Source organism: Stenotrophomonas maltophilia group sp. vghtpe118 (assembly GCF_052605195.1).
Window position 1 is genome coordinate 333010 of the sequence record NZ_CP199672.1, and the last position, 11937, is coordinate 344946.

The following is an 11937-nucleotide window of genomic DNA, read 5'->3' on the forward strand; positions in this document are numbered from 1 at the left end:
GGAAAGGAGCGCAACGACATGGCACGGATGAAGTGGAAGGAAAGGGCACTGCTGGCGGTCGCGCTGGCTGCCGCAGTGGCACCGGCGCTGGCCTGCACGCGCGCGGTCTACCTGGGCGACAACGGTGATGTGATCACCGCTCGCTCGATGGACTGGAAGGTCGATGTGGCGACCAACCTCTACGTTCTGCCGCGCGGCATCGCGCGCACCGGCCAGGCCGGGCCGAAGTCGCTGGCCTGGACGGCGCGCTACGGCTCGGTGGTGGCCACCGGTTATGACGTATCGACCACCGATGGCATGAACGAGAAAGGCCTGGTGGCCAACCTGCTGTGGCTGGTCGAATCGGAGTATCCGAAGCAGCGCGGCAACAAGCCGGGCCTGGCCATCTCACTATGGGCGCAGTATGTGCTGGACAACTTCGCCACCGTAGACGAGGCGGTCGCGGCGCTGCAGCGCGAGCCGTACTCGATCGTCACCGACAAGGTGCCGGGCGAAGACCGCCAGGCCACGCTGCACCTGTCGCTGTCAGATGCCAGTGGCGACAGCGCCATCGTCGAATACATCGGCGGTCGCCAGGTGATCCACCATGACCGGCGCTACCAGGTGATGACCAACTCACCGATCTTCGAGCAGCAGCTGGCACTCAACAGCTACTGGCAGCAGATCGGCGGCACGGTGATGCTGCCGGGCACCAACCGCTCAGCCGACCGTTTCGCGCGCGCCTCGTTCTACATCAACGCCATTCCCAAGGCGGAAGACCCGGTGGTGGCGCTGGCCAGTGTGTTCAGCGTGATCCGCAACGCCTCGGTACCGTATGGCATCACCACCCCGGGCGAACCGAATATTTCATCCACGCGCTGGCGCACCGTGGCCGACCACAAGCGGCGGTTGTACTTCTTCGAATCGGCACTGACACCGAACACCTTCTGGGTCGACCTGAACAAGGTCGATTTCGGCGGCAAGGTGCTCAAGCTCGATCTCGGTCCGGACCAGCGCAATACCTTTTCCGGCGACGCGCTGGGCCACTTCGTGCCCAGCGCACCGTTTGCGTTCCTCGGCGTCGACGGTTAGTTCGACGCCTGGCTGGAAGCCGGATAGACCGCCTGGATCGTGCAGCCGCCGCGGGTGTACTGCGGCAGCGGCGCCAGCGCGTCGTTGCGCAGGTCACCATTCTCGAATCCGGCGGTGAGGATGCGATCGCCCGGATTGCCACAGATCAGGCCGTTCTGCATGCCGGAGTGGAAGCTCAGCTGTGGCGCACGGTCGAGCTGGCGGCAGTGGCTGCCAAGCTCCACGCGATAGTAGCGGTGACCCCCATTGCGATGCGGATTGGTCTCCACCAGCATGCCCTGCGGGTCGGACGACCACGCGCGCACGTTGCGCGTGGCAAAGCAGTACGACGGCGAACCACCGAAACTGCGGCGGATGTCCCTGCGCTCGCGGATGGTCAGGGCGGGCAGGGTGGCCATGCGCAGGCGATCGCTGTCGCGGGCAACGCTGGCGTAGTCGCGATCCTGCACGGGGGTCACCGCGCTGATCGCGCAGCTGCGGCCATCGACCACCAAACGCTCGCTGGGGCGACCGCAGGCCCAGCCGGCGGGTGCTTCAAGTTTCAGCGTGGTGGCACCGCGGACGCCGGGACACTCTTCGCTGAAGTCGATCCGATAGGCCTGGCCCGAGGCGGCTCGCAGGGCGATTGAACGCGATGACGCCTGCTCCACTTCCTGGACGCCGACCGCGTCCATGCAGTGCGGGGCCGGTGGCGTACGTTCCTGCGCGGAGGCCGAGGCGGTGAGCGCCAGGCCGAGGCTGGTGGCAAGCACCAGGGACAGCTGCTGATGGGTCATGACCTGCACTCCCTGCGTTGGATGACGCATCGACTATAGCAGCGGTTTGCACGGCCGTTGTTACACGCGCACACTGCCCGGATGGGCGCCATCTTCCATCTGCGGCACTACGGGCAGGCCACCGGCCTGGACCGCCATGACTACGCGCAGTGGGTGCTTCCGCTGCAGGGCGAACTGCAGTTCGAGATGGAAGGGCGCGGCGGCCGGCTGGACCTGCTGCAGGGGGCATTTGTCGCCGCCGGCGAAGCACATGACCAGATGGCGGACGGCCCCAATGGTTTCGTGATCGTTGATTGTCCTCCAGGCGTGCTGGATGACGGCACGCAGGAGCATCTGTGCCGCCAGCGCTGGCTGCATCTGCCGCTGGCATTGCGTCGGCGCCTGGCCGAGGTGCAGGCAGGGCAGCCGATGCCGGCGTTGCTGCCGCAGTTGCTGCAGGTATTTGCACCGGCGGGCAGTGGGGCGCGCATGCAGGGCCTGTGCGCGGCGGTGCAGGCCGATCCCGGCCGGGCCTGGCCGGTTGCCCGGATGGCCGGATTTGTCGGTATCAGCGAGGGCCGGTTGCACGCATTGTTCCAGCGCGAGTTCGGGCTGAGCCCGCAGGCCTGGCTCAGTGCGTGCCGCTTGCGTTGGGCCAAGCATCAGCTGCGCACCACTGCCGCGCCGATCAGCGATATCGCACTGGCTGCAGGTTATTCCGAGCAGAGCGCACTGACCCGTGCGCTGCGCCGCGAATGTGGCCAGACCCCCGCTGCGTGGCGCAGGGGTGCCGGCTGAGTTGTAGAGCCGAGCCGATGCTCGGCTGCCCTTGTCTGCACAACGGTGAATCGCAGCCGAGCATGGGCTCGGCTCTACAGAGGTGACAAGGCAGCAGCCTCGGTCAAGAGCGCCCAGCGGCCAGCGCTTACACTGCGCGGCCCGTTCCATCCGCCCGGACAATCCGAATGCGCAACAACCCGATGGCCGTGGGCATCGCCAATGGCGTGGCCGCTGGCGCGCTGTGGGGCGTGGTCTTTCTCGCGCCTGCCGTGCTTCAGTCGTTCAATGCGTTGCAACTGTCCGCCGGCCGCTACCTGGTCTATGGCCTGATGGCAGTCGCCCTGCTGCTGCCGCGATGGAAGCGGCTGGCACTGCGGCTGGGCCGTGCCGAATGGATCGGCCTGCTGTGGCTGAGCCTGGCAGGCAACCTGGTGTATTTCCTGCTGCTGGCGACCGCCGTGCAGTGGGCCGGTGGCGCTGCGGCATCGCTGATCGTCGGCCTGATACCGGTGGTGGTCACCCTCGTTGGCGTGCGCGAGCCGGGCGCTGTACCACTGAAACAGCTGCTGCCGGCACTGGGGCTGTGCGTGCTGGGGGTCGCCCTGGTGGGTTGGGAAGCGCTGATGTCCGAGCACCTGGTCACCCCGTGGCGGCAGCGCCTGATCGGGCTGCTGTGCGCGTTCGGTGCGCTGTTCTCGTGGGCGCTGTACTCGATCGGCAACAGCCGCTGGCTGGCGCGCAGGCCAGACCTGTCCAGCCATGACTGGTCGCTGCTGACCGGCGTCACCACTGGCGGCCTGGCCCTGCTGCTGGTGCCGATGGCCTTCAGCGGGCACACCGGCAGCCATACGGCGGCGCAATGGAGCGGGTTCTGGGCGATCAGCGCCGGCGTGGCAGTGGTGGCCTCGATCCTCGGCAACGCATTCTGGAACCGTGCCAGCCGCCTGCTGCCACTGACCCTGACTGGCCAGATGATCGTGTTCGAGACCTTGTTCGCGTTGCTTTATGCCTTCGCCTGGCAGCAGCGCTGGCCCTCGCTGCTGGAAGCACTGGCGATCGTGTTCCTGGTGGCCGGTGTGATGCTGTGCGCGCATGCGCATCGCACACCACGGGCGATCGCCGAACATGCCGGCTGAATGCAGTCGTCAAGCGTGCTGATGCCGGCTTTGTCTCAGTTGCAACCAAATGTAGGCGCGTTGGCCGATGATCGCCGCATCGGTTTTTTGCATCGCAGCACTTGACACCGGCCGGGCGCACGGTGTTTTCTGTGCGCCATGGTCCTTGATGCCGCCCACGCCAGCCTGATCGCCCCCGCCATTGCGGGCCGTTCGACTGCGCCGGTCGCGACCATCACCACCATTACCACCACCGCCACCACTGCCCTGGTGCGGCCCGTCGTCTTCGTGTAACTCCCGAAAACCACGGCCCCGCACCCTACAGGTGGCGGGGAAACTCGACACCTGCATGCGACGGGGCCTCCTACCGAGGTCTGCATGTCTCCCCACGCCCCCGCTCATTCCGTTGCCCCGGCCGACCTGGCTGCCGCGTTCACCGTCGTGCACAAGTTCGGCGGCACCTCGGTGGCCGATGCCGAACGCTATCGCCATGTGGGCGGGCTGTTGCTGGCCCGTCCCGAATCGCTGCAGGTCACTGTCGTCTCGGCGATGAAGGGCGTCACCGACGCGCTGATCGAACTGGCCCAGCTGGCGGCCAAGGGCGATCAAGGCTGGCGTGAGGCCTGGCATGCCCTGCGCGCACGCCATCGCGGCGCTGCCGTGGCGCTGCTGGGCGAGCAGGTGGGCGAGACGGTCGAATGGATCGACGCCCGCTTCGATCAGCTGGCCGAAGTGCTGGCCGCGCTGGAAGTGATCGGCGAGCTGCCGCGCGAGGTGCTGGACCGTGTGCAGGGCTTGGGCGAAGTGTTTTCCGCACAGCTGCTCGGCACGCATCTGCGCGCGCTGGGCGAAGACTGCGCGGTACTCGACGCGCGCGATGTGCTGGTGGTCGGGCATGGCGAACTCGGCGTGGATGTCGACTGGGAAGCCAGTGCCGACCGCCTGGTCAAGTGGCGCCTGCAGCATCCGCAGTCGCGCCTGGTTGCCACCGGATTCGTCGCACGCGATCGCGATGACCGCATCACCACCCTCGGTCGCAACGGCAGCGACTATTCCGGTGCGATCTTTGCCGCGCTGTTCAACGCTGACGAGCTGCACATCTGGACCGATGTCGATGGCGTGCTGTCGGCGGACCCACGGCTGGTGCCCGAGGCGGTGCAGCTGGAAGCGCTGAGCTACGACGAGGCCTGCGAACTGGCGTACTTCGGCGCCAAGGTGGTGCATCCGCAGACGATGTCGCCGGCGATCCGACTCGGCCTGCCGATCTTCATCCGCAATACGTTCCAGCCGGCGCATCCGGGTACGCGGATCAGCGCCGAGCGCTCGCCGCGCGGGCCGGTGAAGGGCCTGACCCTGAGTCCCGGGCTGGCGCTGCTGAACCTGGAGGGCACTGGCCTGATCGGCGTGCCGGGTACCGCCGAGCGTGTGTTTGCCGCCCTGCGCCAGGCGCAGGTCTCTGTGGTGATGATCTCGCAGGGTTCCTCGGAACATTCGATCTGCTGCGTGGTGCGCGCCGCCGAAGCTGCGCGCGGCCGCGAGGCACTGCTGCACGCATTTGCGCACGAGCTGTCAGCGGGACAGGTGCAGCGCGTGCAGGTCAGTGAGGGCGTCAGCGTACTGGCTGCGGTCGGTGACGGCATGGCCGGGCAGCCAGGTGTGGCGGCGCGCCTGTTCGAGGCACTGGGGCGTGCGCAGGTGAACATCCTGGCGATCGCGCAGGGCTCGTCCGAACGCAACATCTCGGTCGCCGTGGATAGTGCCGATGCCACCCGTGCGTTGCGCGCGGCGCATGCAGGCTTCTGGCTGTCGCCGCAGACCTTCGCGGTCGGTGTGATCGGGCCCGGCAACGTTGGCGCCGCACTGCTGGACCAGTTGCTGGCCGCGCGCCCGCAGCTGCTGGCCAAGGCCAATGTGGATCTTCGCCTGCGTGCGCTGGCCTCGCGTTCGCGCATGCGCCTGGAAGTGGACGGCCTGCATGCGGACTGGCGCGAGGCCCTGCGGGACGCGGGTGAATCCAGCGATCTTGATCGTTTCACCGAGCACCTGCTGGCTGCGCACCTGCCGCATGCGGTGGTGATCGACTGCAGTGGCAGTGCCGAGGTGGCCGAGCGCTACGAGGGCTGGCTGGCGGCAGGCATCCATGTGGTCACCCCGAACAAACAGGCGGGTGCCGGGCCGCTGCCGCGCTACCAGCGCATCCGCGCCGCCGCAGCGGCCAGTGGTGCGCGCTTCCGCTACGAGGCCACGGTGGGCGCGGGCCTGCCGGTGATCACCACGCTGCGCGATCTGGTCGATACCGGTGACGAGGTGCTGGCCATCGAGGGCATCTTCTCCGGCACGCTGGCCTGGCTGTTCAACCGCTTCGATGGCAGCCAGCCGTTCTCGCAGCTGGTCGCGCAGGCGCGGTCGATGGGCTATACCGAGCCGGACCCGCGCGATGATCTGTCCGGTGTGGACGTGGCACGCAAGCTGGTGATCCTTGCACGCGAGGCCGGTCACGCGCTCAGCCTGGAACAGGTACAGGTGGAAAGCCTGGTGCCGGCACTGCTACGCGACGGCAGCGTGGATGACTTCATGGCGCGGCTGGGCGAGTCCGACGCCAGCCTGCTGCAGCGCCTGCAGGATGCGCGGGCGCGTGGCGCGGTGCTGCGCTACGTGGCACGGCTGGGCACCGACGGCGCCTCGGTGGGCCTGCAGGAACTGCCGGCCGACCATGCCTTCGCCAACCTGCGGCTGACCGACAACGTGGTGCAGTTCCGTACCCGCCGCTACTGCGACAACCCGCTGGTGGTGCAGGGACCGGGCGCTGGACCGGAAGTGACGGCGGCGGGCGTGTTCGCCGACCTGCTGCGGGTAGCCGCTGGCGAGGGAGCACGCCTGTGATCGCACGTGCATTTGCGCCCGCCTCGGTGGCCAATGTGGCGGTGGGCTTCGACATACTGGGGCATGCCATTGCAGGCGTTGGCGATACGGTGAGCGTGCGGCGTATCGATGAGCCGGTGGTGCGCATCGAGGCGATCCGTGGCAGTGCGGTCGAACTTCCGCTGGAGGCGGCCGGAAACACGGCAGGTGCGGCGTTGATGTCGCTGCGCGCAGGGCTGGGCCTGCACTTCGGCTTCGCGGTGGAGATCGACAAGGGCATTCCATTCGGCTCCGGCATGGGGGGCTCGGCAGCCTCGTGCGTCGCTGCGCTGGTTGCTGCCAACGCATTGCTGGATGCGCCACTCTCGCGCGATGCGCTGTATCCGTTTGCGCTGGATGGCGAGGCCGTGGCCAGTGGGGGCCGCCATGGTGACAACGTGGGGCCGCTGCTGCTCGGCGGGATGGCGTTGTGCACGGCTGACCGCCTGCTGCCGATCCCTGTGCCAGCCAGTTGGCACAGCCTGCTGGTGCACCCGCACGCGGTGCTGGAAACCCGTCTGGCACGCCAGGCGCTGCAAGGCAGCTATGCGCTGGGTGAATTCGTGGCGCAGAGTGCGAATCTTGCGCTGGTGCTCAGCGGCTGCCATCGCAGCGACGCGGCGCTGGTGCGCGCTGGCCTGCGCGATGTGCTGGTGGAGCCGCGACGGGCGGGTCTGATCGGCGGCTTCGAGGTGGCTCGCGATGCGGCGTTGTCAGCCCGTGCAATGGGCGCGGGCATCTCCGGTGCCGGCCCCAGCGTATTCGCCTGGTTCGAAGATGCCGACCAGGCCCACGCTGCCGCGGCGCCGGTGCAGGCCGCATTCGCTGCTGCCGGCTTTGACAGTGATGCCTGGGTGTCGCCGCTGGATGCGCCGGGAGCCCGGCTGTGCTGAATCCTTCTCCCTCTTTGGATACTGAACCCATGCAATTCGTTTCGACCCGCGGCCGGTCCCCGGCCGTTGGCCTCAGCGCGGCCATCGCTGCAGGCTTGGCACCCGATGGTGGCCTGTACGTGCCCCAGGCACTGCCGGCGCCACGTGAGCTGGAAGCCGGTGCGACCCTGGCCGATACCGCCGCAGATCTACTGGCACCGTTCTTCGCCGGGGATGCGCTGGAGGCCGGATTACCGTCGATCTGCCGCGAGGCGTTCGACTTCCCGGTGCCGCTGCGCGCGCTCGGCGACGGTGACCACGTGCTGGAACTGTTCCATGGACCGACGGCGGCTTTCAAGGACATTGGTGCGCGTTTCCTGGCCGGTACGCTGTCGCGGCTGCAGGCCGGCAAGGACCGCGAACTGACCATCGTCGTCGCCACCTCTGGCGATACCGGCGCCGCCGTTGCCGCGGCCTTCCATCGCCAGCCAGGCGTACGCGTGGTGGTGCTGTATCCGGATGGCCGCGTGTCACCGCGCCAGGCGCACCAGCTCGGCTGCTTCGGTGACAACATCCAGGCGCTGCGCGTGGCCGGTGCCTTCGACGACTGCCAGGCCATGGTCAAGCAGGCGCTGGCCGACCGCGAACTGCAGGCACAGGTGCCGCTGAGCTCGGCCAACAGCATCAGCCTCGGTCGCCTGCTGCCGCAGATGAGTTACTACGCACATACGGCACTGAGCCACTACGCGTTGCATCGTCGCCGGCTCAACCTGGTGGTACCGACCGGCAACCTGGGCAACGCAATGGCCGCAGTGCTGGCGCGCGCGCTGGGCGTGCCGATCGGACAGATCGTGCTGGCCACCAATGCCAACGCCGTATTGCCGGCGTACTTCAACGGTGGCGAGTACCACCCGCAGGCCAGCGTGGCGACCGTGGCCAATGCCATGGATGTGGGGGCGCCCAGCAACTTCGAGCGCCTGCGCTGGCTCTACCAGGGTGACGATGCCGAACTGCGTGCTGCCTTCCGGGCGTTTGCGGTGGATGACGTGACCATCCGGGCCACCATTGCCGCCGCGCATGCCAGCAGGGGCGAGCTGTTCTGCCCGCATACGGCTACGGCGGTGAAGGTGCTGCAGGACCTGCGCGCCCGTGGTGCCAAGGGCGACTGGGCGGTGGTGGCCACCGCGCATCCGGCCAAGTTCGAGGCCGTGGTCGAGCCGTTGATCGGCGAACCTGTGGCCGTGCCGCCGGCATTGGATGCGTTGTTGCAACGGGCGGCGCACGCCGAACCGTTGGCCGCCGATTACGCGGCGTTGCGCGAGGTGTTGTTGCGTTGATCGGAGATGGATGGGATTGCCGGCCGCTGGCCGGCAATCCCAGCAACCGCAGTGCGGTCAGATCAACCCTTCACCGGCCAGCGTGCGCAGCCCGTCCTCGTCGAGGATCTCCACTACGTTCAGGTGGGGCAGGGCAATCAGCCCTTGCTGGCGCAGCTTGGTGAAGGTGCGGCTGACCGTTTCCATGGTCAGGCCCAGATGGTCGGCGATGTCGCCTCGGCCCATCGGCAGCGACACGCGCAGGCCGTCGCCGCCCAGCCTGGCTTCACGCGCGGCCAGGCGCAGCAGGAAATCAGCCAGCTTCTCGGCCGGCTGCAGGCGTGCCAGCGCCAGTGCAGCGTCCTGCGCGGCATCCAGTTCCTGGCAGGCACGCTGCAGCAGCTTGCGCTCCAGGTGCGGGAAGCGGCTGCGGAGCGCCTTCATCTGTGGCAGCGCGACGCGGCAGACACGGCTGTCGGCGATGGCTTCGATGTCGTAGCGGTGATGGTCGCTGCCGCTCAGGCCCAGGTAGTCGCCGGGCAGCACGAAGCCGTTGATCTGGCGGCGGCCGTCGGCCAGGGTGCGTACCAGGCGCAGTGCGCCGGCAGTCAATGTATAGACATGGTCGCGTTCTTCACCCGTGCGGGCCAGCGTGCTGCCCATGCTGACCTGCTGCGAAACGGTGACCTGTTCCAGCGCCTGCACTTCATCGGGCGACAGCGCCGAGCACACCGCAAGGTGGCGAACCGAGCAGTGCAGGCAGTCCAGCGTGGTGCAGGACGGCGAGGCGGGATCGTTGGTGGCGGGCGGAGCGCCGGAAGGCCGTGACATGTTGCGGGGGCGTATCGCGGGCGGGGGAGGGCCTTATGATACTTCAAGCGGCCGTTCGACCCTGCCCGAGGCGGGGGCGCTAGAATGTCGCCCCCTCCCACGTCCCGTTCCAGCAGGAGTTCCGCCCGTGATCAAGCCCCGTACCCCGCCCGGCACCCTTGAACTGCTGCCGCGCGAGCAGATTGCGTTCCAGCGCATGCTGGACGTGATCCGCCGCAACTACGAGCGCTTCGGGTTCCTGCCGGTGGAGACGCCGGTGTTCGAGCTGTCCGACGTGCTGCTGACCAAGTCCGGCGGCGAGACCGAGCGCCAGGTGTACTTCGTGCAGTCCACCGGTGCGCTGGCCAATGCGGCCGAATCGGGCGACCGTTCGCTGCCGGAGATGGCGCTGCGCTTCGACCTGACCGTGCCGCTGGCACGCTACGTGGCCGAGCACGAACACGAACTCACCTTCCCGTTCCGTCGCTACCAGATGCAGCGCGTTTACCGCGGCGAGCGTGCTCAGCGCGGCCGTTTCCGCGAGTTCTACCAGTGCGACATCGACGTGATCGGCAAGGACAGCCTGAGCGTTCGCTATGATGCCGAAGTGCTGGCGGTCATCCACGCCGTGTTCTCGGAACTGCGCATCGGCGACTTCAGCATCCAGCTGAACAACCGCAAGCTCATGCGCGGCTTCTTCGAGAGCCTGGGCGTGGCCGAAGGCGAGCGCCAGCTGGCGGTGCTGCGTGAAGTGGACAAGCTGGACAAGCGCGGCGCCGATTACGTGCGCGAGACGCTGGTGGGCGAGGGCTTCAACATCCCGGGCGAGCAGGTCGAGAAGATCCTGGCCTTTGTGGCCGTGCGTTCGCAGGGCCATGCCGATGCGCTGGCGCAGCTGGCCACGCTTGAAGCCGACGGCGGCTCTTCGGAAATCCTGCGCACCGGCGTGGCCGAGCTGCGCGAAGTGCTGCAGCTGGTGCAGGCGCTGGGTGTGCCGGAGAGCGCGTACTGCCTGAATTTCTCCATCGCGCGCGGCCTGGACTATTACACCGGCACCGTCTACGAGACCACGTTGACCGACCATCCGCAGATCGGCTCGATCTGTTCGGGCGGCCGCTACGAAGACCTGGCCAGCCACTACAGCAAGTCGAAGCTGCCGGGCGTGGGCATCTCCATCGGCCTGTCGCGCCTGTTCTGGCAGCTGCGCGAAGCCGGCCTGATCGATGGCATCGAGGCCAGCAGCGTGCAGGCACTGGTGGCACTGATGGACGAGCAGGGCATGCCGCAGTCGCTGGACATCGCCCGCCGCCTGCGCGCCGGTGGCATCAACACCGAAGTGCAGATGGAGCCGAAGAAGATCGGCAAGCAGTTCCAGTACGCCGCAAAGGCGGGCATCCGCTTCGTGGTGCTGGCCGGTGAGGACGAGCTGGCGCGCGGCGTGGTGGCGGTGAAGGACCTGGTGCGCGAGCAGCAGTTCGAAGTCTCCCGCGACGAGCTGGCCAGCACCCTGCAGGTCGAGCTGGAGCAATCCAAGGTGATGTAACGGCCACTGGCAGCATGCAACGCTTCAAGGAAACGCCCACCAACCGGTGGGCGTTTTCGTTTCCGGGCCCCGGCCGTCCCGACAGCTCGCGGCCAACCGTCGAAGGCGGGGTGGGTCCGGTTGAGGGGGCGTGAGCCGCATAAATGCGGCGACCGAGCTTACATGGGTGAGGGCGCTTTGCTTGCGAAGCACTGCTTCGCAAGCGCCCGAACGCCCAGCCGCCAGCGGCTGGGCCGGGCCCCGGAGGGGTACTTGCAGCGCCCCCCTCAAGCGGATCCATCCCGCCAACCCTCGGAAACCAGCTTTGCTGTTGCTCTGGCTCTTGCCTCTGCGGGTGCAGGGCAGCAGCCCTGCCGTACCCCAACTGACGATTTGACGCACTGCGCAAGAATGCGCTAATGTACTAACGCGCTATTACATTGATGCATGGAAACAGCCCCGTGAAAGCCCGCCCCGAGATTGCCGCCAAAGACCCGAAGGCCGACCTGGAAGCCCTGGCCCTGGCCTTTGCCGCCCTGCGCGAGCCGGAGCAGGTGGAAGCCTTCCTGCGCGATCTGTGCACGCCGGCCGAACTGGAAGCCATGGCCGACCGCTGGAAAGTGGTGCCGTTGCTGCAGCAGGGCGTGCCGTATCGCGAGATCCACGAGCGCACCGGCGTGAGCGTGACCACCACCGGACGGGTGGCGCGCACGCTCGAGCATGGCCATCGAGGCTATGCCGCCGCCATCGACCGCCTTGCTTCGCGCTGATCCGCGCCCCGTTCCGAACTTCGAG

Annotated in this window: 11 protein-coding genes; 9 read left to right on the forward strand and 2 right to left on the reverse strand. The window is 67.7% G+C overall.

Annotated features, from left to right (window positions below):
- The first annotated feature begins 18 nt into the window (after positions 1-18).
- Entirely contained in the window at positions 19-1071 is a 1053-nt protein-coding gene (locus tag ACUDTM_RS01685) for a linear amide C-N hydrolase (RefSeq protein ID WP_049413806.1), read from the forward strand.
- On the opposite strand, the gene ACUDTM_RS01690 is transcribed toward ACUDTM_RS01685, so the two are convergent.
- Positions 1068-1847: a DUF6491 family protein gene (locus tag ACUDTM_RS01690; protein WP_227837194.1), complete on the reverse strand. Its 780-nt coding sequence runs from the start codon at positions 1845-1847 to the stop codon at positions 1068-1070. The two genes, ACUDTM_RS01685 and ACUDTM_RS01690, sit on opposite strands and share 4 nt — an antisense overlap.
- Positions 1848-1928: 81 nt before the next feature.
- On the opposite strand from ACUDTM_RS01690, the gene ACUDTM_RS01695 reads away from it, so the two are divergent.
- From ACUDTM_RS01695 to thrC, 6 genes are all read left to right on the forward strand, one after another.
- Positions 1929-2624, forward strand: a complete 696-nt coding sequence (locus tag ACUDTM_RS01695; protein ID WP_252744531.1) for a helix-turn-helix transcriptional regulator — start codon at positions 1929-1931, stop codon at positions 2622-2624.
- Between the two features lie 167 nt (positions 2625-2791).
- Positions 2792-3742 (forward strand): DMT family transporter, encoded by a 951-nt coding sequence (locus tag ACUDTM_RS01700; RefSeq protein WP_180890605.1) that lies wholly within the window; start codon positions 2792-2794, stop codon positions 3740-3742.
- A 138-nt stretch (positions 3743-3880) separates the two neighbouring features.
- Positions 3881-4015, forward strand: coding sequence for a hypothetical protein (locus ACUDTM_RS01705; protein WP_445391088.1), 135 nt, complete (start codon positions 3881-3883; stop codon positions 4013-4015).
- 84 nt (positions 4016-4099) lie between these two features.
- Positions 4100-6604 (forward strand): bifunctional aspartate kinase/homoserine dehydrogenase I, encoded by a 2505-nt coding sequence (thrA, locus tag ACUDTM_RS01710; protein WP_445391089.1) that lies wholly within the window; start codon positions 4100-4102, stop codon positions 6602-6604.
- Positions 6601-7515 carry a homoserine kinase gene (locus ACUDTM_RS01715; protein WP_227837201.1) on the forward strand — a complete coding sequence of 305 codons (915 nt, stop codon included), beginning with the start codon at positions 6601-6603 and terminating at the stop codon, positions 7513-7515. The genes thrA and ACUDTM_RS01715 overlap by 4 nt, the downstream gene beginning before the upstream one ends.
- 29 nt (positions 7516-7544) lie before the next feature.
- Positions 7545-8831: a threonine synthase gene (thrC, locus tag ACUDTM_RS01720; protein ID WP_445391090.1), complete on the forward strand. Its 1287-nt coding sequence runs from the start codon at positions 7545-7547 to the stop codon at positions 8829-8831.
- A gap of 57 nt (positions 8832-8888) precedes the next feature.
- Here the strand turns inward: thrC and ACUDTM_RS01725 are convergent, their stop codons facing one another.
- Positions 8889-9641: a Crp/Fnr family transcriptional regulator gene (locus ACUDTM_RS01725; RefSeq protein ID WP_005416324.1), complete on the reverse strand. Its 753-nt coding sequence runs from the start codon at positions 9639-9641 to the stop codon at positions 8889-8891.
- 127 nt (positions 9642-9768) lie between these two features.
- Here ACUDTM_RS01725 and hisS point away from each other — a divergent pair, with 127 nt between their 5' ends.
- Together hisS and ACUDTM_RS01735 are read left to right on the forward strand one after the other, a co-directional pair.
- A complete protein-coding gene (gene hisS, locus ACUDTM_RS01730; RefSeq protein WP_072169064.1) occupies positions 9769-11163 on the forward strand; it encodes a histidine--tRNA ligase in 1395 nt (464 codons plus the stop codon).
- Between the two features lie 440 nt (positions 11164-11603).
- The gene (locus ACUDTM_RS01735; protein ID WP_088497315.1) at positions 11604-11912 is read left to right on the forward strand and encodes a YerC/YecD family TrpR-related protein; all 309 of its coding nucleotides are present in this window, start codon (positions 11604-11606) and stop codon (positions 11910-11912) included.
- Positions 11913-11937: the final 25 nt, after the last annotated feature.